This window comes from Streptomyces sp. NPDC057694, assembly GCF_042799415.1.
In the GTDB taxonomy this organism is placed as follows: Bacteria; Actinomycetota; Actinomycetes; order Streptomycetales; family Streptomycetaceae; genus Streptomyces.
Genome location: NZ_JBHVIX010000033.1, coordinates 1 through 25,775 on the forward strand (window position 1 = coordinate 1; position 25,775 = coordinate 25,775).

General features: G+C 68.6%; 23 protein-coding genes. 9 read left to right on the top strand and 14 right to left on the bottom strand.

What is annotated here, in order from left to right:
- The 4 genes from ACFVDP_RS39625 to ACFVDP_RS39640 all read right to left on the bottom strand — a co-directional run.
- Nucleotides 1-152, bottom strand: a 152-nt coding sequence (locus ACFVDP_RS39625) for an SDR family NAD(P)-dependent oxidoreductase (protein ID WP_383501377.1), incomplete at its 3' end; no start/stop codon positions are given.
- Between the two features lie 366 nt (nt 153-518).
- The gene (locus tag ACFVDP_RS39630; RefSeq protein WP_383501239.1) at nt 519-1,541 is read right to left on the bottom strand and encodes an LLM class flavin-dependent oxidoreductase; all 1,023 of its coding nucleotides are present in this window, start codon (nt 1,539-1,541) and stop codon (nt 519-521) included.
- Nucleotides 1,542-1,589: 48 nt separating this feature from the next.
- Nucleotides 1,590-2,168 carry a hypothetical protein gene (locus ACFVDP_RS39635; RefSeq protein ID WP_383501242.1) on the bottom strand — a complete coding sequence of 193 codons (579 nt, stop codon included), beginning with the start codon at nt 2,166-2,168 and terminating at the stop codon, nt 1,590-1,592.
- Nucleotides 2,169-2,317: 149 nt separating this feature from the next.
- Complete coding sequence (locus tag ACFVDP_RS39640) at nt 2,318-2,878, bottom strand: hypothetical protein (RefSeq protein ID WP_383501245.1); 561 nt, start codon at nt 2,876-2,878, stop codon at nt 2,318-2,320.
- A gap of 674 nt (nt 2,879-3,552) precedes the next feature.
- Here ACFVDP_RS39640 and ACFVDP_RS39645 point away from each other — a divergent pair.
- The 6 genes from ACFVDP_RS39645 to ACFVDP_RS39670 all read left to right on the top strand — a co-directional run bounded on the left by ACFVDP_RS39645 (nt 3,553) and on the right by ACFVDP_RS39670 (nt 10,432).
- A complete protein-coding gene (locus tag ACFVDP_RS39645) occupies nt 3,553-4,566 on the top strand; it encodes a LysR family transcriptional regulator (RefSeq protein WP_383501248.1) in 1,014 nt (337 codons plus the stop codon).
- A gap of 235 nt (nt 4,567-4,801) precedes the next feature.
- Nucleotides 4,802-6,331: a glucose-6-phosphate dehydrogenase gene (zwf, locus tag ACFVDP_RS39650; protein ID WP_383501250.1), complete on the top strand. Its 1,530-nt coding sequence runs from the start codon at nt 4,802-4,804 to the stop codon at nt 6,329-6,331.
- Nucleotides 6,328-7,269: a glucose-6-phosphate dehydrogenase assembly protein OpcA gene (gene opcA, locus ACFVDP_RS39655; RefSeq protein WP_383501253.1), complete on the top strand. Its 942-nt coding sequence runs from the start codon at nt 6,328-6,330 to the stop codon at nt 7,267-7,269. The genes zwf and opcA overlap by 4 nt, the downstream gene beginning before the upstream one ends.
- Entirely contained in the window at nt 7,262-8,911 is a 1,650-nt protein-coding gene (gene pgi, locus ACFVDP_RS39660; protein ID WP_383501256.1) for a glucose-6-phosphate isomerase, read from the top strand. Before opcA ends, pgi begins: the two co-directional genes overlap by 8 nt.
- 44 nt (nt 8,912-8,955) lie before the next feature.
- Nucleotides 8,956-9,837 carry a phosphogluconate dehydrogenase (NAD(+)-dependent, decarboxylating) gene (gnd, locus tag ACFVDP_RS39665; protein ID WP_383501259.1) on the top strand — a complete coding sequence of 294 codons (882 nt, stop codon included), beginning with the start codon at nt 8,956-8,958 and terminating at the stop codon, nt 9,835-9,837.
- A gap of 7 nt (nt 9,838-9,844) precedes the next feature.
- Nucleotides 9,845-10,432: a histidine phosphatase family protein gene (locus ACFVDP_RS39670; protein WP_383501262.1), complete on the top strand. Its 588-nt coding sequence runs from the start codon at nt 9,845-9,847 to the stop codon at nt 10,430-10,432.
- A gap of 39 nt (nt 10,433-10,471) precedes the next feature.
- Here the strand turns inward: ACFVDP_RS39670 and ACFVDP_RS39675 are convergent, their stop codons facing one another.
- From ACFVDP_RS39675 to ACFVDP_RS39695, 5 genes are all read right to left on the bottom strand, one after another.
- Nucleotides 10,472-10,930: a MarR family winged helix-turn-helix transcriptional regulator gene (locus ACFVDP_RS39675; RefSeq protein ID WP_383501265.1), complete on the bottom strand. Its 459-nt coding sequence runs from the start codon at nt 10,928-10,930 to the stop codon at nt 10,472-10,474.
- A gap of 61 nt (nt 10,931-10,991) precedes the next feature.
- On the bottom strand, nt 10,992-11,852 hold the full coding sequence (locus ACFVDP_RS39680) for a TIGR03620 family F420-dependent LLM class oxidoreductase (RefSeq protein ID WP_383501268.1): 861 nt from the start codon (nt 11,850-11,852) through the stop codon (nt 10,992-10,994).
- A gap of 36 nt (nt 11,853-11,888) precedes the next feature.
- Nucleotides 11,889-12,638, bottom strand: a complete 750-nt coding sequence (locus ACFVDP_RS39685; RefSeq protein ID WP_383501271.1) for an SDR family NAD(P)-dependent oxidoreductase — start codon at nt 12,636-12,638, stop codon at nt 11,889-11,891.
- A 318-nt stretch (nt 12,639-12,956) separates the two neighbouring features.
- On the bottom strand, nt 12,957-13,403 hold the full coding sequence (locus tag ACFVDP_RS39690) for a nuclear transport factor 2 family protein (protein ID WP_383501274.1): 447 nt from the start codon (nt 13,401-13,403) through the stop codon (nt 12,957-12,959).
- Between the two features lie 211 nt (nt 13,404-13,614).
- Nucleotides 13,615-14,070, bottom strand: a complete 456-nt coding sequence (locus ACFVDP_RS39695; RefSeq protein ID WP_383501277.1) for an SsgA family sporulation/cell division regulator — start codon at nt 14,068-14,070, stop codon at nt 13,615-13,617.
- A gap of 248 nt (nt 14,071-14,318) precedes the next feature.
- Here ACFVDP_RS39695 and ACFVDP_RS39700 point away from each other — a divergent pair, with 248 nt between their 5' ends.
- Together ACFVDP_RS39700 and ACFVDP_RS39705 are read left to right on the top strand one after the other, a co-directional pair.
- Nucleotides 14,319-15,263, top strand: coding sequence for an NmrA/HSCARG family protein (locus ACFVDP_RS39700; protein ID WP_383501279.1), 945 nt, complete (start codon nt 14,319-14,321; stop codon nt 15,261-15,263).
- Between the two features lie 90 nt (nt 15,264-15,353).
- Nucleotides 15,354-15,995 carry a phosphatase PAP2 family protein gene (locus ACFVDP_RS39705; RefSeq protein ID WP_383501282.1) on the top strand — a complete coding sequence of 214 codons (642 nt, stop codon included), beginning with the start codon at nt 15,354-15,356 and terminating at the stop codon, nt 15,993-15,995.
- A 104-nt stretch (nt 15,996-16,099) separates the two neighbouring features.
- Here ACFVDP_RS39705 and ACFVDP_RS39710 read toward each other — a convergent pair whose 3' ends face one another.
- The 5 genes from ACFVDP_RS39710 to ACFVDP_RS39730 all read right to left on the bottom strand — a co-directional run bounded on the left by ACFVDP_RS39710 (nt 16,100) and on the right by ACFVDP_RS39730 (nt 24,691).
- On the bottom strand, nt 16,100-16,537 hold the full coding sequence (locus ACFVDP_RS39710; protein ID WP_383501285.1) for a universal stress protein: 438 nt from the start codon (nt 16,535-16,537) through the stop codon (nt 16,100-16,102).
- Between the two features lie 195 nt (nt 16,538-16,732).
- Complete coding sequence (locus ACFVDP_RS39715; protein ID WP_383501288.1) at nt 16,733-17,497, bottom strand: MBL fold metallo-hydrolase; 765 nt, start codon at nt 17,495-17,497, stop codon at nt 16,733-16,735.
- Nucleotides 17,498-17,583: 86 nt separating this feature from the next.
- Nucleotides 17,584-20,934 (bottom strand): right-handed parallel beta-helix repeat-containing protein, encoded by a 3,351-nt coding sequence (locus tag ACFVDP_RS39720; protein ID WP_383501291.1) that lies wholly within the window; start codon nt 20,932-20,934, stop codon nt 17,584-17,586.
- Nucleotides 20,935-21,131: 197 nt separating this feature from the next.
- The gene (locus tag ACFVDP_RS39725; RefSeq protein WP_383501293.1) at nt 21,132-21,884 is read right to left on the bottom strand and encodes a LuxR C-terminal-related transcriptional regulator; all 753 of its coding nucleotides are present in this window, start codon (nt 21,882-21,884) and stop codon (nt 21,132-21,134) included.
- Nucleotides 21,881-24,691, bottom strand: coding sequence for an AAA family ATPase (locus tag ACFVDP_RS39730; protein WP_383501296.1), 2,811 nt, complete (start codon nt 24,689-24,691; stop codon nt 21,881-21,883). Before ACFVDP_RS39730 ends, ACFVDP_RS39725 begins: the two co-directional genes overlap by 4 nt.
- A gap of 668 nt (nt 24,692-25,359) precedes the next feature.
- Here ACFVDP_RS39730 and ACFVDP_RS39735 point away from each other — a divergent pair.
- On the top strand, nt 25,360-25,686 hold the full coding sequence (locus ACFVDP_RS39735; protein WP_383501299.1) for a hypothetical protein: 327 nt from the start codon (nt 25,360-25,362) through the stop codon (nt 25,684-25,686).
- Nucleotides 25,687-25,775: the final 89 nt, after the last annotated feature.

Consider the following 25,775-nt stretch of genomic DNA (forward strand, 5'->3'; position numbering starts at 1 on the left):
CCGATCTGCTCCGCCGCCTGGTCCAGGGCCTCCTTGCGGCGCCCGGTGATGTAGACGTGCGCACCCTCGGCCGCGAAACGCTGCGCCGCGGCCAGTCCGATGCCACTGGTACCGCCGGTGACCACCGCGGTCTTGCCGTCAAGCTGTCCCATGATCTGCTCCTGCGTGCTCGCGGTGGTGGCCTGGTCGGCTGACCCGCCATCCGTTCCGTTCAACGTTCAATCACCATAGAACTAAATAGGTGACGCGTCAACTAAAAGGTGGTGTGTCACCTACGTTTTCTGTTGCTCAGCTACACGTACGGAGTTCGGCAGGCCAGCGGGATCAGGCTTCCTCGTTCCGCCAGCCCTCGCGCAGATCTCAGACCCCCTCGCGCAGATCTGAGACCCCCTCGCCGGAGCGCGAAACGGCTCGCCGGACTCCCGCCTGGCTGTGGACCGTGTCGCGAGGCCATCTGCGATCTTCAGCAGACTGCACCCCGCGAACAGATCCGAATCCGTTGTCCAACCTGCAGGCTGTCAGCGCCAGCCGAGTCCAGGCGCGACGTGCGTGAGGATGTTCTCGATGACGTGTGTGTTGTACTCGACCCCGAGTTGGTTGGGCACGGTCAGGAGCAGGGTGTCGGCTGCGGCGATCGCCTCGTCCTCGGCTAGCTGCTTGACCAGAACGTCGGGCTCGGCTGCGTAGGATCGGCCGAAGATGCTCCGTGTATGGGCGTCGATGTAGCCGACCTGGTCCTTGGAGTCGCGGTTCTGGCCGAAGTAGGCGCGGTCACGGTCGTCGGTCAGGGCGAAGATGCTGCGGCTCACGGACACTCTCGGCCGCCGTGTGTGACCGGCGGCGCGCCAGGCCTCGTGGTAGGCCTCGATCTGCTTGCGCTGCTGGACGTGGAGTGGTTCGCCGCTCTCGTCGTCCTTGAGCGTCGAACTCTGAAGGTTCATGCCCAGCTCGGCGGCCCAGGTGGCGGTGGCATCGGACCCGGATCCCCACCAGATCCGGTCGCGCAGTCCGGCGGAGTGGGGCTCGATCCGGAGCTTGCCCGGCGGGTTGGCGAACATGGGGTTGGGGTTGGGTTCCGCGATGCCTTCACCCTTGAGTACGTCGAGCAGCGTCCGGGTGTGCGTGCGGGCCATGTCGGCGTCCGTCTGGCCCTGCGCGGGAAGATGGCCGAAGAGCTTCCAGCCGTCGATCACCTGTTCCGGTGATCCGCGGCTCAGGCCGAGCTGGAGCCGACCACCGGAGATCAGGTCGGCCGCGCCCGCGTCCTCGGCCATGTACAGCGGGTTCTCGTAGCGCATGTCGATGACACCGGTGCCGATCTCGATCCGGCTGGTCCGCGCACCGATGGCCGCGAGCAGAGGGAACGGCGAAGCCTGCTGTCGAGCGAAGTGATGGACCCGGAAATAGGCGCCGTCAGCCCCAAGCTCTTCAGCGGCGACGGCAAGGTCGATGGCCTGGAGCAGGGAGTCCGCTGCGGATCGCGTCTGCGAGTGCGGTGATGGCGTCCAGTGTCCGAAAGACAGGAACCCGATCTTTTTCATACCGCTTTCAACAATCAGCGGCGTGATTCATTCCGCGGAACAGAGCACTCAACTGCGCTCGCCGGCCGCGCGAGCGTCATCCATGGCCGCAGCGAACGCCGGATCACGTTGGCGCCGCTGGTACACCGTCTGGACGGTGATACCGGCCGCGCGAGACGCGGCCCGCACACTCGCGCCGGTTCCCAGAAGGTCCAGGAAGCGGCGCACGGCCTCCACCGTGACTCGGGACCGACGGGGCACCCGATAGCTCGCGGCGTTGGCCACAGCAGCGGTGGCGGCGGAAGCGAAGACCGGCTCGCGTGCTTTCCAGCGGTGTATTTGGCCCATGCCCACGATGAGTTCGGCGTGTGCGGCGCTGACTCCGAGCGACAGTAACCGAAGGTAGTCGGCTCGCGCGACGCGCCCGGCCTCGTCCCTCGCGTCCGGGTCCCGTCCGGCGAGCGCGATGGTGAGCCGGACGTTGCCACGCGCCGCGGGCCACACTGCCGCCAGAGGCAGGCCCAGATCGTCGACCGCATCCGCCAGGACGCGGCCGGTACGCAGCAGTTGTATCAGTGCGTCAGCCTCTGCCGCGGTCAGGGGAGGAGGTTCGGAAGGGGCAGGGGCGCTCTGGGCTTCGGCAGTCATGTGTCTCCCCGTCCTTCCGAACCGGCAGCGCTCTTCCTGACCGCCGTGCGGGAGGCCGACCATCACCACCCCTACACACCTTACCCGCCGAGATCACACACGTGTGACTGGTGCCACCCCATCCCCCCGCCTCCAGAGACGCGAACGTGTCAGTTCGAGGTCTCCGGGACGCCGGGACCGGACGAACCCTCAGGGTGATCGTCTCCCGCGTCCACCAAGGTGTACAGCACCGACCGCTGTTGCCTGTGCCGCTGAATCTGCCCCTTGGCCACCGAGGCCTCCAAGGTGTTGCGCACGACCTGCGGGGTCGGGTTGCGGTCGGGGTACTTCTCGAGCAGTTCTTCCCGCAGTTCCGCCGCGAGAAGCGGTTCGCCGTGGTGCCGCAGCAGATCGAGCAGCAGTTTCCGGAGCGGTTCCTGGCGGCCGCCCCTCTTCTTCCCGCCGCTCGCGTTCTGGCCCGTGCTCGCCTTCTGCGGCTTGCCGGTCCTGTCGGCAGCAGGCGACAGCGTTCCAGTGACGGGAAGGGGGGCACCGGAATCTGCTGCGGCGGACTCATCCTGTGCTTGTTCCGGCACGGTTGAGGGCTCAGCTCCGGCGGGGTGGTCCGCGAGGCTCAGAATGCTCGTCAGCAGCGTTTCCTCCTGCTGAAGCAGCTCCAGTTCGCGAGTGATCGTGCGCTGGCGGTGCCGGTTCTTTTCCAGATCCGTCACTGCTTGGCCGGCGTACCGCGACCAATTTGCGGTGGTGGCTGATTGGCTGGACACAGCCCATCACTCCCTTATACGTGGATGACGCTGCGCATGGTACTGGGGTGCGCAGGACATACCGAAGACAGGGAGGGGCATAACCGTCACTTCAGACGGGCATCGCCCGCGGCTACGTTGCCCCTGTGAGGGGGTGAAACCGGCTTCGCGTCGTATGCCGAGTGTCGGTGAACCACCGTGTCGGGCGTCGCCGGCCCAAGACGGAACAGACATGCAAATGCAGGGAAGGGACCGACTGCCACACCGGGCCCCTCCTGACGAGTCATCCACTACCCGCTGGCCCGACACTATGCCCTCGGCACCCCCCTTCGGAGCGGACCTCTTCCGGAGGGGGGTGCCTGCGCATTCTTGCTGCCCTTTCGCGCACGTGTGTGCGCCGCGGTGAACTCTCTGCAGCCCGCGAGAGGGGGAGGCAGCCTGCGCGCCACCGCGCCGATCAGTCGGACGACGGATGCGCCGCGCGTTCCCGCTCGTCCAAGCTGGATCCGCCGCACGAAACGCCTCCCGACGACCTCGGGCCGGCCGGCCCGTCGGCCGCACCGATCACACAGACGGTCGTGTCATCAAAACCAACCATGGTCCGTCCCGCGCGACGGCCGATCACGGAGGCGGTCTCCATCGTGCACACCCCCGCAGATGGCCGCGCGGCCATGCGCTGCGAGCCATCGATCACACCCGGGATGCTGCACACCTTCCTCGTTGTCGCCGAAAAGGGACACCTCGGTCAGGCAGCGACCAGTCTTCAGGTCGCCCTGTCCGAACTGGGCAGACAGGTCCAGCACCTTGAGTACCTGCTCGGCGCCACGTTGCTTGAACCGACCTCACAGGGGGTGCGCCTCACCCAGGCGGGGGAACTGCTCGTGCCTCACGCCGAACGTGTACTGGCGCAGAACCGAGCCATGCTTCGGGCCGTACGTATTGCGTCGACAGACAGCGACGGCGGTACCGTGCTCACCGTCGCCGTCTCCTTGCCCGTCCTGCCCGGTGGTCTGATGAATGAGGCAGTGCGCTGCTTCCAGGCCAGCCACGAGAATGTTCGCCTCTCGGTGATCGACCTCGATGGCCGGGAGGAGACGGCGATGCTTGCCGGCGGTGGCGCCGATGTCGTCCTCACCTCGGATGAGCCGGTCCTGGACCAGCCCATGTGTGTGTCCGACGTGCTGGTGGACGAGGACACAGATGCGCTCCCACACCCGGGGCAGCCCTGGGGCCGGCCGAGCGGACTCTACCGCCGGCTGAGGATCGTGCGACGCGGTGACGACGACTCCCGCGCGGTGACCGGCTTCGTCGCGGCCTGCCGGACGGCGGCGCGCGGGCTAGCCGTCGCGCGCCCCGATGTGTGGCGGCTGCCCCGCACGCCCTTCCGGCCGACGCCGGCGGCCGGAACGCAGGTGTCTCCTGCTGCGACGATCCGTCAGACGGCCGACCCCTGCTCCCGCAGTGACGGGAAGAGCAGACGCGCCTCATCGCCGCTCCGGTCCGGCCACACGGCCACCAGAAAAAAACAATCGCACAACTATGATCATCACGAGCCGCCTGGCGGGATGGCCGGACGCGGTGAGACAGGACCTGCTGATCCGGCTGACCGACGTACTCGGAAATCGGTGCTGGACGGTCCGGGCGGAGAACCGTAGCCGATGTTCCCCGCCCGGTGAGAAGAGCGGCGGAGGACGGGCCCGCGGTCTGCTCGGACCCGCGAATGACGGTGCTCTGTGGGTGCATTCGTCCCACGGCGACCGACGAAGAACGAGAGCGCGTCAACGCGCGTGAACATCAGGGATACCGAATGACTGTCAGAAAGGGGCATCGCATGCGTATGCCCGCAGCGACTCCTGTTACCGCAGGCGCACGGCCGGGAGGACCCAACCGGTGAATCAGTGGAGCAGCAATCCGCTGCGTGATCCTGCGGACCGGCGACTCCCGCGCGTCGCGGGGCCGTCGGGCCTGGTGATCTTCGGTGTCACGGGCGATCTGTCACGCAAGAAGCTGATGCCGGCCGTGTACGACCTTGCCAACCGGGGTCTGTTGCCGCCGGGGTTCTCGCTGGTGGGCTTTGCCCGCCGTGAGTGGGAGCACGAGGACTTTGCCCAAGAGGTCCACGACGCTGTCAAGGAACATGCTCGCACCGAGTTCCGCGAGGAGGTCTGGCAGCAACTGGTCCAGGGCATGCGCTTCGTGCAGGGCACCTTCGACGACGACGAGGCTTTCAAGCGGCTCAGACACACCATCGAGGACCTGGACACGTCGCAGGGCACCGCCGGTAACTTCGCCTTCTACCTGTCGGTTCCGCCGAAGTCGTTCCCCGTGGTGGTACAGCAGCTCAAGAAGCACGGGCTCGCGGACGCGCCCGAGGGCTCGTGGCGGCGCGCCGTCATCGAGAAGCCCTTCGGTCACGACCTCGCGTCCGCCCAGGAGCTGAACGCGATCGTGCACGAGGTCTTCGACCCGGACCAGGTGTTCCGGATCGACCACTACCTCGGCAAGGAGACCGTCCAGAACATCCTGGCACTGCGCTTCGCCAACCAGATGTTCGAGCCGATCTGGAACCGGTCGTACGTGGACCACGTGCAGATCACCATGGCCGAGGACATCGGCATCGGTGGTCGCGCGGGGTACTACGACGGCATCGGCGCCGCCCGCGACGTCATCCAGAACCACCTGCTCCAGCTGATGGCGCTCACCGCCATGGAGGAGCCCGCCTCCTTCGACGCGGACGCGCTCGTCGCCGAGAAGGCCAAGGTGCTCGGCGCCGTGCGACTGCCCAAGGACCTGGGCCGGGACACGGTGCGCGGCCAGTACGCGGCCGGGTGGCAGGGCGGTGAGAAGGCCGTCGGCTATCTCCAGGAAGACGGCATCGACGCCAAGTCGAAGACCGACACCTACGCCGCCGTGAAGCTGGAGGTGGACAACCGCCGCTGGGCGGGCGTGCCCTTCTACCTGCGCACCGGCAAGCGGCTGGGCCGGCGCGTCACCGAGATCGCCGTCGTCTTCCAGCGCGCCCCGCACTCCCCCTTCGACCACACGGCGACGGAGGAGCTGGGCCAGAACGCGATCGTGATCCGCGTCCAGCCGGACGAGGGCATCACGGTCCGCTTCGGCTCCAAGGTGCCGGGCACGTCGATGGAGATCCGGGACGTCTCGATGGACTTCGCCTACGGCGAGTCCTTCACCGAGTCGAGCCCGGAGGCGTACGAGCGGCTCATCCTGGACGTCCTGCTGGGCGATTCGAACCTCTTCCCGCGCACGGAGGAGGTCGAGCTGTCCTGGAACATCCTCGACCCGATCGAGCAGTACTGGGACACGCACGGCAAGCCCGCGCAGTACCCGTCCGGCACGTGGGGCCCGAGGGAAGCGGACGAGATGCTCGCACGAGACGGACGGAGCTGGCGCAGGCCATGAAGATCGACCTCACGGACACCACAGCGAGTGACATCAACAAGGCGCTGGTCAAGGGCCGCCGGGCCAACGGCACCCCGGCCGTCGGCATGGTGCTCACCCTCGTCATCGTCACCGACGAGGAGAACGCCTACGACGCCCTGAAAGCGGCCAACGACGCCTCGCGCGAGCACCCTTCGCGCACCCTCGTCGTCATCAAAAGGCATGCACGTCCCACACGTGCACGGGCCGCCTCCCAGATCGACGCCGAGGTGCTCCTCGGCTCGGAGGCAGGCACCGGCGAGACGGTCGTCCTACGCACCTACGGCCAGGTGTCCGACCACGCCGACTCCGTGGTGCTGCCACTGCTGCTCCCCGACGCGCCCGTCGTCGTCTGGTGGCCGGTGGACGCGCCCGACGTACCGGCGAAGGACCCGCTGGGCGCCCTGGCACAGCGCCGGATCACCGACCTGTACATGGTGGAGAACCCGCTCCGGGAACTGAGCGCCCGTGCTGATTCCTACACGCCCGGCGACACGGACCTGGCCTGGACGCGTCTCACCCCGTGGCGCTCGGTACTGGCCGCCGCCCTCGACCAGGCCCGCACCGAGGTGACCTCGGCAGCCGTCGAGGCAGAGGCGGACAACCCATCGGCCGAACTGCTGGCGCGCTGGCTCGAAGCCCGGCTGGAGATGCCCGTCGACCGGGTGGAAAGCGCCGGTCCGGTCGTCACCGCGGTCCGCCTGGGAACTGCGGAAGGCGAGATCGTCATCGACCGCCCCCACGGCCCCCTCGCCACCCTGTCCCTGCCCGGCCAGCCGCAGCGCACCCTCGCCCTGAAGGTCCGCTCCACCGCCGAACTGATCGCCGAGGAGCTGCGCCGCCTCGACGCCGACGAGATGTACGCCGTCGCGCTCCACGGGGGCGCCTCCGGCACCAAGGAGTCCGTTCAACATGCCTGAGAACGCCCCTCTGTTGACGCGCCGCCCGCAGTGGACCGCCATCGAGGACCACCGTGCGAAGTTCAACGGCACGCACCTGCGTGACCTCTTCGCCGGCGACCCGGAGCGCGCCCGGCGCTACACCGTCCAGGTCGGCGACCTGCACATCGACTACTCCAAGCACCTGATCACGGACGAGACCCTCGCCCTGCTCCAGGAACTGGCCACCGCCACCGACGTGTTCGGGCAGCGCGACGCCATGTTCCGCGGCGAGAAGATCAACACGACCGAGGACCGCGCCGTGCTGCACACGGCCCTGCGCGCCCCGGCCGACGCCGTGGTCGAGGTCGACGGGGAGAACGTCGTACCCGGCGTGCACTCCGTCCTCGGCAAGATGGCCGCCTTCGCCGAGAAGGTCCGCTCCGGCGAGTGGACCGGCCACACCGGCAAGCGCATCAAGAACGTCGTGAACGTCGGCATCGGCGGCTCCGACCTCGGCCCCGCGATGGCGTACGAGGCCCTGCGCCCGTACACCGCGCGGGAGCTGACGTTCCGCTTCGTGTCGAACGTGGACGGCGCCGACCTGCACGAGGCCGTCCGCGACCTCGACCCGGCCGAGACGCTGTTCATCATCGCCTCGAAGACGTTCACCACGATCGAGACGATCACCAACGCGACGGCCGCCCGCACCTGGCTGCTCGCCGGTCTCGGCGGTGACGACGCCGCGGTCGCCAAGCACTTCGTCGCCCTGTCGACCAACGCCGAGAAGGTCTCCGACTTCGGCATCGACACGGCCAACATGTTCGAGTTCTGGGACTGGGTCGGCGGCCGCTACTCCTTCGACTCGGCCATCGGCCTGTCGCTGATGATCGCCATCGGCCCGGACCACTTCCGCGAGCTGCTCGACGGCTTCCACCTGGTCGACGACCACTTCCGCACGGCGCCGGCCGAGGCCAACGCGCCGCTGCTGCTCGGCCTGCTCGGCATCTGGTACGGCAACTTCCACGGCGCCCAGTCGCACGCGGTCCTGCCGTACTCGCACTACCTGTCGAAGTTCACCGCCTACCTCCAGCAGCTCGACATGGAGTCCAACGGCAAGTCCGTGGACCGCCAGGGCCGGCGCGTGGAGTGGCAGACCGGCCCGGTCGTCTGGGGCACCCCGGGCACCAACGGCCAGCACGCCTACTACCAGCTCATCCACCAGGGCACGAAGCTGATCCCGGCCGACCTCATCGGCTTCGCCGAGCCCGTCGGCGAGCTGAGCGACGACCTCAAGGCCCAGCACGACCTGCTGATGGCCAACCTGTTCGCGCAAGGCCAGGCGCTCGCCTTCGGCAAGACGCCGGACGACGTCCGCGCGGAGGGCGTCGCCGAGGACCTGGTCGCCCACAAGACGTTCCAGGGCAACCACCCCACCACGACGATCCTGGCGAAGGAACTGACCCCCTCGGTCCTCGGCCAGCTCATCGCCCTCTACGAGCAGAAGGTCTTCGTCCAGGGCGCCGTCTGGAACATCGACTCCTTCGACCAGTGGGGCGTCGAACTCGGCAAGGTCCTCGCCAAGCGCGTCGAGCCCGCCCTCACGGAGGGCGCCGAGGTCCCCGGCCTCGACGCGTCCACCCAGTCCCTGGTCGCGAAGTACCGATCCATACGCGGCCGTTGAACCACAGCGGAGCGAACCACAACGAGAAGAAGGATGTACCGGTCATGGAGATCGGACTTGTCGGTCTCGGCAAGATGGGCGGCAACATGCGCGAGCGCATCCGCCGCGCCGGCCACACCGTCATCGGCTACGACCGCAACCCCGACCTCGCCGATATCGGCAGCCTGAGCGAGCTGGTCGACAAGCTCGAAGGCCCGCGCGTGGTCTGGGTGATGGTCCCGGCGGGCGCCCCGACCCAGTCGACGATCGACGAGTTGGCCGGGCTCCTGGAGCCCGGTGACATCGTCGTCGACGGCGGCAACTCCCGCTGGACCGACGACGAGAAGCACGCCGCCGAGCTGGCCGAGCGCGGCATCGGCTTCGTCGACGCCGGTGTCTCCGGCGGCGTCTGGGGTCTGCAGAACGGCTACGCGCTGATGTACGGCGGCTCCGAGGGCGACGTCGCCAAGGTCCAGCCGATCTTCGACGCCCTCAAGCCCGAGGGCGAGTTCGGCGCCGTGCACGCGGGCAAGGTCGGCGCCGGCCACTTCTCCAAGATGGTCCACAACGGCATCGAGTACGCCATGATGCAGGCCTACGCCGAGGGCTGGGAGCTCCTGGAGGCCGTGGACTCGGTCACCGACGTGCGCGAGGTCTTCCGCTCCTGGCAGGAGGGCACGGTCATCCGTTCCTGGCTGCTCGACCTCGCCGTCAACGCCCTCGACGAGGACGAGCACCTGGCCGACCTGCGCGGCTTCGCGCAGGACTCCGGCGAGGGCCGCTGGACGGTCGAGGCCGCCATCGACAACTCGGTGCCGCTGCCCGCGATCACCGCCTCCCTCTTCGCGCGCTTCGCGTCCCGCCAGGACGACTCGCCGCAGATGAAGATGATCGCCGCGCTGCGCAACCAGTTCGGCGGACACGCGGTCAAGGCGTCGAAGGAGTAGGCACACGATGGGGGACCTACTGCTGGTCAGACACGGCGAGACCGAGTGGAGTCTGTCGGGGCAGCACACCAGCTACACGGATCTGCCGCTCACCCAGCACGGTGAGGAGCAGGCCAAGTCACTCGTCCCGCTCTTGGCCGGGCGGTCGTTCGCCGGGGTCCTCACCAGTCCGCTCGGCCGTGCGCGGCGCACCGCCGAGCTCGCCGGGCTGGTGGGGGCCGTGTCCGACGCGGACCTGCACGAGTGGGACTACGGCGGCTACGAGGGTGTCACCACGCGGGAGATTCACCGCACGTCGCCCGACTGGGATCTGTGGACCGACGGCGTGCCACCCGGTGTCGAGGGCCACCCTGGCGAATCACCGGAGCAGGTCGGCCGCCGCGCCGACCGGGTTCTGGACCGGTTGCGCCCCGTGCTCGACGAGGGCGACGTGGTGCTCGTGGCGCACGCCCACTTCTTGCGGGTGCTCACCGCTCGCAGGCTGGGCCTACCGCCCTGCGGCGGGCGGCTGTTCCAGCTCGCGACGGGAACTCTCAGCCGGCTGTCCACTGAACACGCCCGCCCTGTGATCGCCGAGTGGAACATCGGACCGTGAGCCGATCCGACCCGATGCCCTGCCTGGGCAGGGCATCGGTCAGGTGTCGATCTTTTCGATGACGGTGTCGGTGATTTCGGCCAGGAGGGCGATCTGGCCGGGGGAGAGGTGGTCGAGGAAGAGCCGTCGGACGTCCTCGACGTGCTGGGGTGCGGCGCTGGTGATGGCTTCGCGGCCGGCGGGGGTGACGATGACGTAGGCCCCGCGGCCGTCGTCGGCGCATTCCTCGCGGTCGGTGAGGCCGCGTTTGGTCATGCGTGCGATGTGATGAGACACCCTGCTCTTCTCCCAGCCGAGCACCTTGGCGAGTTCGAGGATGCGCAGTCGGCCGCTGGGTGTGCGGGTCAGCTCGGCCAGCACGGAGTAGTCGGTCGCGGACAGCCCGTACTCACTCTGGAGGGTCCGGCCGGTCTGGTTCACCAGGAGGTCGTGCATCCGCAGTGTGCCGCGCCACGCCCGCTCCTCGACCGGGCTGAGCCAGGGGGGTGAATCATTCATCTGTCCACTGTATGAGAAAGGTGATGCTTCCACCATCTCCTCGCGCCTCCGGGCGCCCAGCTCAGCGGGCCAGCGGGGCGAGCGCCCGCCACTCGGCCAGGGGCAGCCCGCTGTCGGCACTGATGGCATGCAGGGCGACGTGTGTGGCCCCGGCGTCGAGATGGGCCCGTACCCGCTTGTCGATGGCGTCCAGGTCGCCCCAGGCGACCACGGCGTCGATGAGGTGGTCGCTTCCTCCGTGGGCGAGGTCTTCCTCGGTGAAGCCCTGTCGCTTCAGACTGTTCGCGTAGTGGCCCATTCCGATGAACGGCGCCAGGAAGCCGCGGGCGGTGTCGCGGGCGCGCGCCGGATCGCTCTCGACGACGACGGCCTGGTAGGGGGCGAGCAAGGGACCGGCGCCGAGCGTCTCCCGCGCGGTGGCGGTGAACTTCGGCGTGACGAGGAAGGGGTGCGTCCCGGCGCTGCGCCGACCGGCGAGTTCGGTCAGTTTCGGGCCCATGGCGGCGACGAGGCGCTCGTCGGCCGGTACCGGTTCCGGAGCCTGGTCGAGCTGGTCCAGATAGGCGTTGAGGGCGCCCAGCGGGCGGTAGACCCCGCCGGCCTGGTGGGCGGCGGCGGAGTCGCTGACGCCCAGACCGAGGAGCAGACGGTGGCCGTAGTCCCGGCTCAGCCGGGCGTGCCCGGCGGCCATGTCCTCGGCCGTGTGCCGCCAGATGCTGAGGACGCCGGTGACGACCGTGGCGTTCTCCGTGGCCCGCAGCAGGCGCTCCGCGTCACCGAGGATGTCGCCGCCGCCGAGGCCGGGGATCCACAGCGCCCCCCAGCCGTGCTGGTCGAGCTCGGCGGCCGCCTCGTGGATCTCCACGGGGTCGGGGTGCAGCCGCAGCTCCGGGCTCCAGATACCTACTCGGCCGATGTTCATGGTCCTGCTCCTCTGCCGTCGTGTGTGGGGTGGGTTTTAGATTTGGTTGGCGCCGCCGTCGATGAAGATTTCGGTGCCGGTGATGAAGCTGGACTGGTTGGTGGCGAGGAAGAGGGCGAGGTTGGCGACTTCTTCGGGCTGTCCCATGCGGCCGAGGGGGACGGTGGCGGCGAGGGTGTCGCGCAGCTGTGCGGCTTGTTCGTCGTTGGGGGCGAGGCCGTCGATGCCGGGGGTGTGGATGGGGCCGGGGGCGATGGTGTTGACGCGGATGTTGCGTCCGCGCAGTTCGTTGGCCCAGGTGCGGGAGAGGGCGCGGATGGCGGCCTTGGAGGCGCCGTAGACGCCGAAGGCTTCGTTGCCGACGGTGGCGGCGGTGGAGCCGGTGAGGATGATGGAGGAGTTGTCGTTGAGGTGGGTCAGGGCCTTCTGGACGGTGAAGAGGGTGCCCTTGACGTTGATGTTGAAGGTGGTGTCGAAGTGGTCTTCGGTGACGTCGGCGAGGGTGGCGAACTCGCCGCCGCCGGCGTTGGCGAAGAGGACGTCGATACGGTGTCCGGCCTCGGCGATGGTGGCGTAGAGGCGGTCGAGGCTGGCCAGGTCGGCGCTGTCGGCCTGCACGGCGGTGACGTTCCCGCCGATCTGCTCCGCCGCCTGGTCCAGGGCCTCCTTGCGGCGCCCGGTGATGTAGACGTGCGCACCCTCGGCCGCGAAACGCTGCGCCGCGGCCAGGCCGATGCCACTGGTACCGCCGGTGACCACCGCGGTCTTGCCGTCAAGCTGTCCCATGATCTGCTCCTGCGTGCTCGCGGTGGTGGCCTGGTCGGCTGACCCGCCATCCGTTCCGTTCAACGTTCAATCACCATAGAACTAAATAGGTGACGCGTCAACTAATTCTGAAGATCGATGACGCGTGTCCTGTCGGAGTGGAGCAGGAGCGGTCGGGTGGAAACGAAGCGGCGGCAGGTGCGTCATACGCACCTGCCGCCGATCTCGCCGTGGCACACCCTGCCGATCTTCCCTGCCGGTCCTGCGCTCGCTCACCACGACGCGCCGCACGTGGGGCGGGAGTGTGTCTTCGAGACGCGTTCCGTCGGGCCGGGTCCGTTACTTGCCGGTGGCGGCGTCCAGGTTGTTGAGGATGCCGAGCTGGGCGAACATGACCGTGCCGGACGGGTAGCAGTTGAAGGACTCGATCTTGCCGTCGCGGACCCGGAACACGTCGCAGCAGGGGATCTTGACGGTCTTCCCGGTGGGCGCGATGGTGCCCATCGCGGTCTCCAGCGGGCCGTTGTGGGTGCCGTTCAGGGACAGCTCCACGATGACGATGTCGCCCTGGACGTAGACGTCGTAGAGCTCCCGGTGCATGTCGGGGAAGGCCTTCGCGTAGGTCTCCACCGGCTGGGCCACGTCCTTGCCGCGGTAGGTGACACCGACGGACATGTCCGTGAAGGTGCCCTCCTTAGTGAAACAGTCGATCCAGCCGGGGAGGTCCTGGACCTCAGCCACCTGGTAGGCGCTCCGGATGAACTTCTCGTTGGCGTTGTCGGACATGTGAACCCTCGTCTCCTAGCGTGCAAACACCCGTGACGGCGCCATGCGTGATGACCCCGCCGTGGTGCAGCCTAAAATCGTTTTACGTGATACGTCAACTTTCATGGCGAGTTGACGATGCGTCAGAACTGCTGCGCGCATGAAGGGGGGATGGCGGCGACTTTGCAGCAGTTTCGCGCTCGTCGTGAGCGGGGCGTTCCTGCGGCGGGCGTCACCCCAACAGACTTGCCTCCCAGGCGTGCCAGTCGATCAGCTCGCTCTCGCTGCCCGCGGGAACCAGTTCGTACGTGGAGCACAGCCAGCGCCGTACCTCGTGCAGATTCGCCTGGAAGGTCGCACGGCCGTCGGGCCGGTCGAGCGTGAAGTAGAGGCGACGGTCGGACCGCTGCGGCCCGGGGGAGCACCACGCCCGGAAGTCGCCCTCGCCACTGGCAAGGCGTGTGCCCTCCTCCAGCAGGTCTCTGGCCACCACCCAGGTCACTGATATCCCTGGGACCAGGCGCAGGTCGATGCTGACGGCGTAGGGATCGTCAACGCTGTACCGGAAGCTGCAGTCCACCTCGATGGGCTCTCTCCAGGTGAACAGGCACTGCAGGGTCGTGCGCAGCTCGGGACGGCAGCCCTCGACGGGCTCCTGGCAGTCGAATGACGACATTCGGTCGGACATGATCATCCCCCTCCTCGCGCGTCGGTTACGCGCCGTTGGCCCCATATTGCTGTTCAGGGCCCTGGCGGGCATCGTCAGAACGACTTGCGCGTTCGGTGCCGGACCGATGGCGCCGGCCGCTTGATTGCGCCAGAGAACCCTTCAAGTGCTGGCTGAATCAGTGCAGTTGACGGCACAGGCATCCTCATGCATACAGTTGACGCGTCAACTAGAGGGAAATGTTTTTCCTCGGCAGAAAGGAACACGTCATGACCGAGAAGAAGGTCATCGCGGTAGTGGGCGCGACGGGTGGCCAGGGTGGTGGACTGGTCCGGGCGATCCTGGAAGACGTTGACAGCCCGTTCACCGTGCGTGCACTGACCCGAGACACCTCTTCGGACAAGGCCCGGCAGCTCGCCGACGCCGGTGCCCAGGTAGTCCGAGCCGACGTCACCGACGAGGCGAGCCTGGTGGAGGCCCTCACCGGGGCCCACAGCGCCTATCTCGTGACCGACTTCTGGCAGCACATGTCGGCGGAGCGGGAGAAGCGCGACGCAGCGGGGCTGGCACGCGCTGCCCGGGCCGCCGGACTGGAGCATGTCATCTGGTCGACGCTGGAGGACACCCGGGACTACATTCCGGTCGACGAGCACCGCATGCCGACGCTCCAAGGCGGATACAACGTCCCGCACTTCGACGCCAAGGCGGAGGCGAACCGGTACTTCACCGAAGCCGGAGTACCCGTCACCTTCCTCCAGACCACCTTCTACTGGGAGAACCTGCTCGGCCCCCTCGCGCCCCGACGCGGCGAGGACGGGCGGCTGGTGCTCGCCCTGCCCATGGCGGACAGCGAACTGGCCGGAATCGCGGCACAGGACATCGGCCGGACCGCGTACGGCATCTTCACCCGAGGCTCTGAGTTCGTCGGCCGGACCGTGAGCATCGCCGGCGAGCACCTCACCGGTGCGGACATGGCCGAACGGCTGACGAAGGTACTCGGCGAAGAAGTCACCTACGTTCCGCTGCCGTTCGAGGCCTTGCGCGGTTCGGGTGGGCCCGGCGCCGTCGAAATGGCCAACATGTTTCAATTCTACGCGGAGGTACCGCAGTTCGTCGCCGCTCGCGATCTGCACCTCGTACGCTCGCTCAACCCCCGGCTCCAGACGTTCGAGGAGTGGGCAGCCGCGCACAAGGATGGACTCGCCGGCGCCTGAAGTACCGTCGACCGCATGGGGCGGGTGTCTACACACTTGTGCCGACCCCCCAGGCACACTCACTCCCCCCCCCCCCCGAGGAAATGAAGCATGCACACCATCAGCCTCGCCCTCACCGGCTCGGCGATAGACGGCGATCTGTTCGTCGACGTCACCGACTTCGCCCGGAACACGCCTGCCCTGCATACCCCCATGGCTTGGCTGAGCAGCTACGGCATTCTCGTCTTCGTGGTCCTTCTCGTGTTCACGTGGTGGCGCGCCCGCGCTGCATCGCCCGCGGCCATGGCCTGTGCGGCCGCGGGCTTCATCTCCGCGCCTCTCGCCTCGTTGCTCAACACAGGTGTCAAGGACGCGGTCACCGAAACCCGGCCGTGCCAGGTGTTCACGCACGCGTACGTCATCGAGACATGTCCCGCACCGGACGACTATTCCTTCCCGAGCAACCACGCCGTCGTCTCCTTCGCCGCCGTGGCCGCCCTGCTGATCATCGACCGGCGCCTGGGCGCGCTGGCGTTGATCGTGGCGCTCCCGCTGGCCTTCTCCCGGGTCTACGTCGGAGCGCACTACCCGCACGACGTCGTGGCGGGCGCCCTTCTGGGCGCACTGATCGGGACGCTGGCCACCCTGGCCGGCCGCCGCTACGGGGCCGCGGCCGTCGGCTTTCTGCGCAGGGGCCCCGTCCGCCTGCTCGTCGGCTCACGGCGACAGGCCGCGCCGCATCCTGCGGCGTGACAACGTCGGCGGCCATCACCCGATGACCCATCGGCCCTGGCAGGTGTAGCGAAGGCCCCCGGTCCGACACGGACCGGGGGCCTTCGACGCTCCTGGGCGCGGTGTCAGCCCCGCAGCTCCATGTCGTCCGCAGGGGCGAGCAGCACGGCGATGCGGCTGGTATGGGCGACCGCATCGCTGACCCGAGGATTCAACAGAGCGGCAAAAGAACCGCGGTGATGCGGGCTGACCACCAACAGATCCGCTCCGAACTGCTCGGCGGCGGCGGAAACCTCCTGCGCCACCTGCTGGCTGAGGCCGCGCCTCAGCTCGCCCTCGGCATCGACCCCCATGCCGAGCAGCACGGCGATGGCGTCGTCCACGACGCCCTGTGCGGCATCGTCGTCCTCCAGCCGTACCGCGGTGTCTCCGGCGATCATGGTGGTGGCGACGTGCAGGACCCGTACTTGAGCACCGGCCGCTTGGGCCAGCTCCCCGGCCAGCCGTACGGCGGAATCGTGGGCCGGACTGGGGTCGACGGCAACCAGGATGCGCTGGAACACGGACGGTCCTCTTTCTCTGATCTCTCTGATTTCTCTGGCTTCTCCGGGGTGCGGTGAGGGCCGGATCTCTGCGGGCCCGACCGACGACTTCACACCGGCGCCGGAAGCCTAACCGAGAAAGACACACGTGTGAGTATTCGCGACTGTATATGTGGCCGAGGGCACATAAGGCATACATCTCGTGCGCAGTCGTGCTTACCTTGCGGCGCGCTCCCAGGCATGTGCGACAGCCTCCTTGACGCCTCCCCGGTAAGCGGGCCCGTGCCCGGGCAGGATGACGTCGGCGTCGATTCCCTTCAGGGTGTCCAGGGAACGCAGGGCCTCGGAACGGTCGGTGTGGAACATGGCCGGAAGCAGCTGGGGCCCGTCGATCCGGGACGTCGGATGGGCGGTGACCAGAGCGTCGCCGCTGATCAGCGTTCCGCTGCCGGCCAGCAGGTAGGCGCAGTGCCCTTCCGTGTGCCCCGGCGTGTGCACCGGTTCGGGCGCGCCCGGCAGATCCAGCGGACCCGGCGCGGGGAAAGGCGAGGGCTCGGTGACCGGCACATGCGCGGTGCCGCCGGCCCGGATGGCGTGGACGGCCCACGGCAGGACTCCCGGGCGCCAGGACTGCGTCAGCACCTGCCCGGCGGAGACTTGGTGCAGGTATTCCCGGCGGGCGTGCGCGAGTTCCTTCTCATGCATCATGACCGGTGTGCCGTGTGCGGTCCTGAGCCGTTCCGCGGCACCGATGTGGTCGTTGTGAGCGTGCGTGACCAGAACCGCACGTACCGATTGCGGTGTCAGCCCCACGGCCTCCAAAGAGGCCAGGAGCATTTCGTGGTCGGCGGGGTATCCGCTGTCCACCAGGGTGGCGTCGTCGCCGTCTTTGACGATCACCCAGTTGGTATTGCTGCCCGACACCAGATAAATGTCGTCGCCGATGTGCGCGATGTCTTCATCGCGCAGTTGCCTGGTCATTCACGTTCCCTTCGCTGCGGCGTACCGCAGTCTGTTCATGGAGATGTGGCGAAACGCCGAAACGCCGAAACGCCGAAAACGCAGACTCAAGCAGGGCCGCCGACCCGCTCCGCCGTCGCGAAGGGGAGGTCCCCCGGCAGGAGCGTCGTCAGGTCGTCCCGGCTCGGGTTCGTCATGCCGCCGATGCGACCGGCCTGACGGGTCATCATCTGCTCGACGAGCTGTCGGGCCAGCCGGGCGTTGCCGAACGAGCGGGTCCGCGGGAGTGCGTCCAAGTAGGTCCGCAGGGCCTCCAGGGTCTCCGGGGCGGAGGTGTACTCGGCGGCGGAGGCCTGTTCGGCCACGATGGAGACCAGTTCCTCGGTGGAGTAGTTCTCGAACTCGATCCTGCGCGTGAAGCGAGATGCCAGGCCCGGGTTCGAGTTCAGGAAGCGTTGCATCTCGTCCGGATAGCCGGCCACGATGACGACGATCTCGTCGCGGTGATCCTCCATCAGCTTCAGCAGAGTGTCCACGGCCTCGCGGCCGAAGTCCTGCGGCGAGTTCTCCGGGACCAGCGCGTAGGCCTCGTCGACGAACAGAACACCGCCCAGCGCGCGCTCGAAGGCCTCGGTGGTGAGCTGGGCCGTGTGGCCGATGTAGCGCCCCACCAGGTCCGCTCGCGCGACCTCGACCAGTTGTCCGCGGGAGAGCACGCCGAAAGAGCGCAGAAGGTCCGCGTAGAGCCGGGCCACAGTGGTCTTGCCGGTGCCAGGAGGCCCTGAGAAGACCAAATGGTGGCTGATCCTGGGAGTGGGCAGTCCCATGGCTGCCCGCTGTCGGTACGCGGACAGCAGATCCACGATGCCGCCGACCTCGCGTTTGACCGCCTCCAGACCGGTCATGGCGCGGATCCGGGCGAGTGCGTCGGAGTCCTCGACGGACTCCGGGGTCCCGGACCGCACCTGTGCCGCCTCGTCGTCCCCGACGTCCTCGGGAAGCATCAGCGTCAGATCGGTCTCGCCCGCGTCGGGAAGGGACGCGAGACGGAACGACTGCCGGTCGATCATCTCCTCGAACACGCGCCGCGCCGCGCGGCCGTTGCCGAAGGTCGCGTCCCGGCGCATCCGGGAGAAATGCAGGCGCAGCGCCTCCACCGTGAGCGGGTCCAGCACATAGCTGTGGCCGGCGCACATGTTCTCGGTGATGGTGACGAGTTCGTCGGTCGAGTAGTTCTCGAACTCGATGGTCCGGGTGAATCGGGATGCCAACCCGGGGTTGGCGCCGAGGAAGTCCTCCATCTCCTTGGAGTAACCCGCGACGATGACGACCACCTCGTCCCGGTGATCCTCCACGAGCTTCACCAGGGTGTCGATGGCCTCCTGGCCGAAGTCCGCGCCGGAGCCCTTGCTGTCGGAGAGCAGGGTGTATGCCTCGTCGACGAACAGCACCCCGCCGAGGGCCTTGCGGAACGCCTCCGTCGTCTTGATCGCGGTGCCCCCGATGACCTGGGCGACCAGGTCGGAGCGGGAGACCTCCACGATGTGTCCGGAGGGCAGCATGTCCAGGTCGGCAAGGATGGAGCCGTACAACCGTGCCACGGTCGTCTTGCCGGTACCGGGCGGGCCGGCGAAAACCAAGTGGCGGCTCATGGGCGGCGCGGGGATGCCGAGCTGGATCCGGCGCTGGGCCAGGCGGCCGAGGTTCACCAGCGTGTTCACCTGCTGCTTGACCCCGGCCAGACCGACCAGGGCGTCCAGCTCCGCGAACGGTCCTTCCTGCGGGGCAGGTGCGGAGCCCGTCTCGCGCTGGGGGGACGTTCCGTGGCCGCCGTGGGGGTCGTCGGCGCCCTGAGAAGGCAGTTCCCAGGAATCCGGCAGTCCGTTGTCCGAACTGTCCAGGCGCTCCACGGTGATCGAAGGGCCGGGCTTGGTGTGGCGCAGTCCAGCCCCCTGGTTGGAGTGGACGGTGCAACCGCTCACCTTGATCGGATCGGTACTGTCCAGGCGGATGCCGTCCCCGGTGTTGGAGGTGCAGACACAGTCCTCGAGAGTCGCCCTGCCGCCGGCCGACACGAGGACCCCGTGCGCCTTGGCGCCGGTCACCCGCACCCGGGTCAGCGCGGCGTCGCCACCCGCGTCCACGGCGACGCCCGACCCCGTGCTGCCCGTCACCTCCGAGTCCCGTAGCGAGACGTTCGCGCCGTCGCCCACCGACACTCCGGCACGGCCCGAGGAGCGGAAGACGCTGGCCGAGATGTGGGGCCGGGCTTTCTGCTCGGCGCGCAGCGCCGGACCGCTCCCACCCCGTACCTCGGAGTTCTCGAACCGGCCGCGGCCGCCGTCCTGGACGAGGATGCCGGTGCCGTGACCGTCGCTGATCCGCAGCCTGCGCACCACCGGGTCCGCGCCCGCCCGGACCACGACGGCGGTGCCCTTCGTGTCCTGAACGGTCAGCCCATCGATGTCGGCCTGAGACTTCTCCGTCAGCAGAATGCCATCGGCCCGTGCGCGGATGATCTGTGTGCCGGTCAGGACAGGAGCCGCTGCCTGGCCCACCTGGACGGCGGACTGCTCGGCCCCGGAGAAGACACAGTCCGTATACCGGCCGCGAGCACGATCGGTGATGAACAGACCGCTCCCCGCGGTGTTTTCGGTGCCGCAGCGAGTGAGCAGAGGATCGCTGCGGTTGGCGACCACGAAGCCGTGGGCGGTGACGTCGCGAATCCGTACTTCTGCCAGCCGGGTCTGTTTCGACGAGGTCAGATAGACACCGAGAGCGCAACTGTGCACCGTCGTCCGGTTCACCGCCAGTGTGGTGGAGCCCTCCAGAGCGATGCCCGGCTTGCCCGTCGAGTGGACCTCGCAGTCGTCCACCGATCCGCTGGAGTTGCCGTTGGCCAGGATGCCGTTTCCCCGGGCCTCTCGTAGGACGCTCGCCCGTATCGCGATCCGGCCGTTCTCGCTCACGACCACCGCGGATGTGCTCAGGTCCTCCAGGACGCAGTCCTCCAGCACGCTGCCCGCCGACCCTGTCTCGACGACACCGGCCCCCGCCGGATTGGTCACCCGGCAGCCGCGCATCGCCAGAGAACCGGTGTTCCGGCTCAACAGGGCCGTCCAGCCGGTTCCTATGACCTCGCAGCCATCGAGGGCGATCTGACCGCGTGCCGCGTCCACCACCGGCAGATCGTCCCCACCCCCTTGCAGCACCAGGTCGGTCAACAGCACCGCGTCCGCCGCGAGAGTGAGCGCGCTGCCCGCGCGAGGGGAGATCTCCACCGAGCCCCGGGGGCCGTCGGCGACGATGCTGACCTGGGTCCGCACCGTCAGACTCTCGGCATACACGCCCGGTTTGACCCGGATCACCGCGCCCGCCCGCGCCCGCGAGAGCGCTGATGCGATGGTCGGATATTCCCCCGAATCGTCCTGGCCCACGGTCAGTGTCGTGCGTGCCACAGTTCCTCCTCCATACACAAACGCGTGCCGCGCCCAGGACCTAGGACGGTGCGTTTCTGAGCGTACTCAAGGAATACGTGTGTCAACGAGCCTGATCGTGCCGGCAACGGTCACACAACGGGGCACATCCTCAAAAACGTATATCCGAGTGAGGGGTGCGAAGGGCGCGGTGGCGTCTTACTTCGGACAGTCCCGCCTCACAGCACGCCCGTGCGGATGGCGTAGGCCACGGCCTGGGTGCGGTTGCGCAGCTTCAGCCGGGCGACGACGTCGTGAAGAATGTTCTTGATGGTGCGTTCCGAGTAGTTGAGGCGACTCGCCACCTCGGCCGTGCTCAGTCCGTCGGCCAGCAGCCTGAGTACATCCACCTCACGGGACGTGAGTGCGCCGGTCTCCGGGCGGTCCTCCGCTTTCAGCACCCGCACTCGGTCGATCAGAGTCCGGACCATGGTGGGCGGCATGAGTGACTCGCCCTGAACGGCGCTGCGCACCGCTCCTACGATCGCCGCGTAGCTCACCCCGTGCCGGGCCAGCAGTCCCACCACGCCTCGGTCGACCGCTTCCAGCAGCTGCCGTTCGGTGACGTCGTCCGCGACGAGGAGAACAGGCAGCCGCTCGCCGCCCGTTCTCCGGGACATCTCCTCCACACGCGCCAGAACGCGGGAGGTGACCTCGTGGGCGAGGACCACCGCGATCTGTGCTTGCTCCCGTTCGTCCCAGGACGTGACCCTCACCTCGTCGGCTGCTTCGAGCCAGGAGCGAGCCCCTTCCTCGGTGAGCAGATCGGTCGCCGTCACCGCGACGCTGACCGGGGTATGAGCGGAAGACGTTGCCGCGAGGAGGGCAGGGGGCCGCACCGGACAGGACGCGCCCGGCTCGGGCACCGTCGTCAGGTGCACCTGCTGAGGCAGGTGCCGGATCCTTTCCTCCGCCGAGGCCTTGTGTGTCACCAGTGGTCACCCACTTCTTGTAGAGCCTGACCCAGTTCACGGCGCGAGCTGATGCCCAGGCGCGGGAACACCTTGTAGAGGTGGGAGGCGACCGTACGAGGGGAGATTCGGAGCCGGTCGGCGATCTCTCGGTTGGACAGACCGTCGGCCGCGAACCGGGCTACGCGCCATTCATGAGCGGACAGCGAGAACGACTGGGGCGCCGACGTGGAGACCTGGGGCTGCTTGCGCACGCTCTCGCCGATGGCGCGCAGTTCCAGGCGGGCCCGGTTCCACCACGGCATGGCCTGGAGACGGGCGAACTCGTTGTAGGCGTACCGCAACTGGATGCGCGCCGCCACCGTGTCCCGGCGCCGCCGCAACCACGAGCCGTAGTCCAGCGCGAAACTGGCCCGGTCGAGGAGACGGGGGGATGCCATGGCCGACTCGTGGGCCGCCTGGAACAGCTCGGCGGCGTCTTCGGAGTCCTGGTGGGCCGCGAGAACGGCGCGGCCGTGCCGTACGAGCAGCATCGCACCGGGGGAGAGGGAACTGACATCGACGCGTTCGGCCTCCGCGACCCATGCCTGGGCCGCCTGGAGGTCGCCTCGGTCCAGCGCGGCACGCAGCACCTCCACGTACGCGCGCCGCGCGACGCCGCTTCGGGCCGGGCCGGCGGCGGACAGCAGCGGCAGCTCCTCCGCCCCGCCGGCAGCGCGGCCTTCCACCCTGGCCAGGAGGAAGGCGGAGTACTCGACCACTTCCAGGTGGTGCACCGAGCCCTGCGCGCGCGCATATCGGCCGATGGCCTCCATCAGCACCTCGGCCTCGGCCCGCTTGCCCTGGAACACGCTGATGAGCAGCAGGTGGGACCGCAGGGCGATGCCGTGACGCGTCAGGCCTTCGTCGTCCGCCTCCCGGATCCACTGCGGCACCGTGTCGGCGAGCTCCGTCCAGAGGCCCACCGCCATCAGGTGCTCCGCCCGGAGGGACCGGCAGTGGTGGAGTTCGGCCCGCCCGTCCTCATCCGCGCGTCGCAGGGCAGCGGTGGCGAGCTGGACGGCCAGCGCCCCGTCCTCGATCCGGCTCGCGGCCTCGGCGAGCCAAGCGAGTTCCTGCAGACCGAAGGAGTCCGGTTCCCGGGCCATCGCCTCGGACACGCCCCGCAGCCCCTGCTGGATCGACGCCAGCCGGCCCACCGGGTCGACGTGGGCACTCATGGCGAGGCCCAGCGCCCCTTCGGTCGCGCCCTGGTCCTCAAGCCATTGCCATGCTGCGCGAACGGGTTCGGGGCGGCGGGTGAGCATGCTGACCGTCGCCAGCCGGAAGGCCGCCCAGTCGCGCCCGTCGACCCCCAGCACGGGGCCGCTCACCAGGGCGTCGGCGAGAGGTGAACGACCGTCGGCGGTGATGAGGGGGCGGTCGGCACCGCTGTCGAAACCGGCGGAGGCCCGAACCAGCTCGACGGTGCGGGCCAATTCGGCATCGTTGTCAGTGTCCAGCTCCCTGACCAGGGCAAGGGCCAGGCCCGGCTGTCCGCAACGCACCGCCGCGGAGGCGGCGGCCGCGAGCCGGCGCGCTCGCTCACCGGGCCGCGTGCAGAGCTCCGCCGCCTGCCGCAGCGACCGTACGGCGGACGTCCAGGCGCCCTTCGCCAGGGCTGTCCGGGCCAGCGCGTCCAGCCGGTCGAGCCGGTTGCCGTCCGCGGATACCGCATCGTGTGCCCCTGCGGCTTCGCCGGATCGGGCGTCCTCGTACTCGATCCAGAGGTCCTGTGCCCGTGAGCGGGCGGACGTGGGCGCTGTGGAGTAGGCCAGGCTGCTGTGGACGCGCAAGGTGAAGCGCGGACGGTAGTCGCGGGTGATGAGCCCGGCCGCCTCGGCGGGCCCCAGGGCCTCCGGGTACTCCTCGACCCGCTGCGCCATCCACGAGACGCCGGATGCGGTCGAGGCGCTGTCGGCGGTGGCGAGGACGGCCAGCAGAGCGCGCGTGTCATCGGGCAGTTCGCGGAAACGGGGACCCAGGGCCGCTGCCAGCGCGGGGCCTGCGGGCAACGGGTCGGGTAGCGCTGCCCGACCTTCCCGCTGGGCCGGTGTCAACGCCTTCGGCAGGTCGATGAGTGCGAGGGCGTTCCCCTCCGCCGCGTGCAGTACGGCAGCCCGCACCGAGGGCGTCAGATGAGGGTAGTGGTCGGTGAGAAGGAGTCGCGCGGAGTCCTCGTCCAGCCCGGCGAGTTGGACGCAGGTCGCCTCCCAGTCCTGGAACGGTCGCGGCGCGTGTCCAGCGCGGGGGGCGTCGGCGTCCGCCGCGCAGACCAGCGCCATCCGGGTGCCGGCCAGTCGGTTGGCGAGGTAGGTGAGTGCTCCGACGGTGGGCGGATCCATCCGCTGGCAGTCGTCCGCCGTCACCAGAAGGGGACGCTGCCGGGCGAGAGACACCAGGCCCTGCTGCAGCGCTGCGTAGGTGAGCAGCGCGTTCTTCGGGCAGGCGCCGCCGTCGACGGACCACCGCAGCACGGCACGAAGCGCCTCGGGCAGGCCGGCGTGGTGGTCGAGAACCGGGCGGGCGAGCGCGGCCAGGACGGGAGAGGGCGACTCGTGGCCGTTGTCGTCGCTGGGCAGGCGCAGGACCCGCCAGCCGGACGCGGCCGCCCGGTCCGCCATCCAGTGCAGCAGCGCGCTCTTGCCGGTCCCGGCCCGTCCTCGTACGACGACCGCACGGCCGGTGCCCTGAAGGCTGCCGGCGAGGGCGTTGTCCAGGACGCGGAGCTCCTCGCTCCGGCCACGTAGCTGCTTCTGCGTCGTGCCGCGTGGCGAGTCCGGGACCATGGGCAACCTCCGGTGCGTTCGAACCTGGTGCCTCCTGCGGTCGCCCCAGGGACGGCACACCGGTCCCGACGCTGCGGGCGCTGGCATGCCGACGGCGCGGGTACGAGCAAGGAGGCCACGTTCAACGTACGCATCGGGCGTTGTGCCCATGTAGGTCGTTTGTCTGCGAATCGGAAGGTAGGTCATCGGTGAGCTGCCCTGGTGCCGACGGTGCCGGTGACCGGCCGTGGGCTCGGGGTGAGGACGAACAGGAAAGGAGAGTAGCGGCTCATCGTGTCGGCGGGTGCTGCCTGCACCGGGCGGCGTCACGCAGCACTGTCGGTGGGGGGAGAGGACAGTTCGGCTCATGCTGAGCGCACTGTACGAAGCGATTGGATGTCACGTCAACTAGATTGGGTCTGACCGCCGCATACGTATGAATACCGACACATTGCCCGACGAGCGCACTGTGCCATATGAAGCACGAGATCCGGCATGCAAGAGGTTCAATGGCGGCGAAAACCCGAGGTGGCGGGCGAGGGAGAGTACGTTGCTCGTGGGGAAGGGTGGCTGACAGAACCGGATGAGTATGCTTGTGTCACCCCTTACAGCCAGCCACACGTCGTTCGAGGGAGGCTCTTTCGTGCAGAGTTCGCCTGGTTTCGTGCAAGCTGCGGGAAGGCCGTGCCGTGGCTGACGACAAGACCGTCGCACAGCCGGCGGCGATGATCCGTGGCGGTGACCTGACGGATCAGGTGGGGAGACTGACACGCGACCTCTACGAGTCGTTCGCCGCCAGGACCGGTGGCAACCCGAACGCGCCGGGAGCCGCACCGAGCCCCTTCGGCGACGACGCGTCGGGAAAGAAGGCCTTGGCCACGTACGGGCCTCCGCACACTGAACTGCTCGATGCCTTGAAGTCGTTGGCGGACGCTCTGGAGGGCGCGGCGAAGATGACGACCGGTTCGGGCGCGAACTTCGCGAAGGCGCAGAACGACGCGGTGGACATGATCTAGCGGCGTCGCGTCCGGAGTCTCACCGGGCTCCGCCTGAACCGTTTCCGGGGCCGCACCGTGCTGGTGCGTCCCCGGAAACGGTTCAGGCG

Excerpts from the sequence above, each read along its gene's own strand:
- ACFVDP_RS39690 (WP_383501274.1), bottom strand. The coding sequence starts at position 13,403 with ATGTCCGACAACGCCAACGAGAAGTTCATCCGGAGCGCCTACCAGGTG.
- ACFVDP_RS39695 (WP_383501277.1), bottom strand. The coding sequence starts at position 14,070 with ATGTCCGACCGAATGTCGTCATTCGACTGCCAGGAGCCCGTCGAGGGC.
- ACFVDP_RS39705 (WP_383501282.1), top strand. The coding sequence starts at position 15,354 with ATGCACACCATCAGCCTCGCCCTCACCGGCTCGGCGATAGACGGCGAT.
- ACFVDP_RS39635 (WP_383501242.1), bottom strand. The coding sequence starts at position 2,168 with ATGACTGCCGAAGCCCAGAGCGCCCCTGCCCCTTCCGAACCTCCTCCC.
- opcA (WP_383501253.1), top strand. The coding sequence starts at position 6,328 with ATGAAGATCGACCTCACGGACACCACAGCGAGTGACATCAACAAGGCG.
- gnd (WP_383501259.1), top strand. The coding sequence starts at position 8,956 with ATGGAGATCGGACTTGTCGGTCTCGGCAAGATGGGCGGCAACATGCGC.
- ACFVDP_RS39700 (WP_383501279.1), top strand. The coding sequence starts at position 14,319 with ATGACCGAGAAGAAGGTCATCGCGGTAGTGGGCGCGACGGGTGGCCAG.
- ACFVDP_RS39675 (WP_383501265.1), bottom strand. The coding sequence starts at position 10,930 with ATGAATGATTCACCCCCCTGGCTCAGCCCGGTCGAGGAGCGGGCGTGG.
- ACFVDP_RS39670 (WP_383501262.1), top strand. The coding sequence starts at position 9,845 with ATGGGGGACCTACTGCTGGTCAGACACGGCGAGACCGAGTGGAGTCTG.
- ACFVDP_RS39680 (WP_383501268.1), bottom strand. The coding sequence starts at position 11,852 with ATGAACATCGGCCGAGTAGGTATCTGGAGCCCGGAGCTGCGGCTGCAC.
- ACFVDP_RS39730 (WP_383501296.1), bottom strand. The coding sequence starts at position 24,691 with ATGGTCCCGGACTCGCCACGCGGCACGACGCAGAAGCAGCTACGTGGC.
- ACFVDP_RS39715 (WP_383501288.1), bottom strand. The coding sequence starts at position 17,497 with ATGACCAGGCAACTGCGCGATGAAGACATCGCGCACATCGGCGACGAC.
- pgi (WP_383501256.1), top strand. The coding sequence starts at position 7,262 with ATGCCTGAGAACGCCCCTCTGTTGACGCGCCGCCCGCAGTGGACCGCC.
- ACFVDP_RS39630 (WP_383501239.1), bottom strand. The coding sequence starts at position 1,541 with ATGAAAAAGATCGGGTTCCTGTCTTTCGGACACTGGACGCCATCACCG.
- ACFVDP_RS39685 (WP_383501271.1), bottom strand. The coding sequence starts at position 12,638 with ATGGGACAGCTTGACGGCAAGACCGCGGTGGTCACCGGCGGTACCAGT.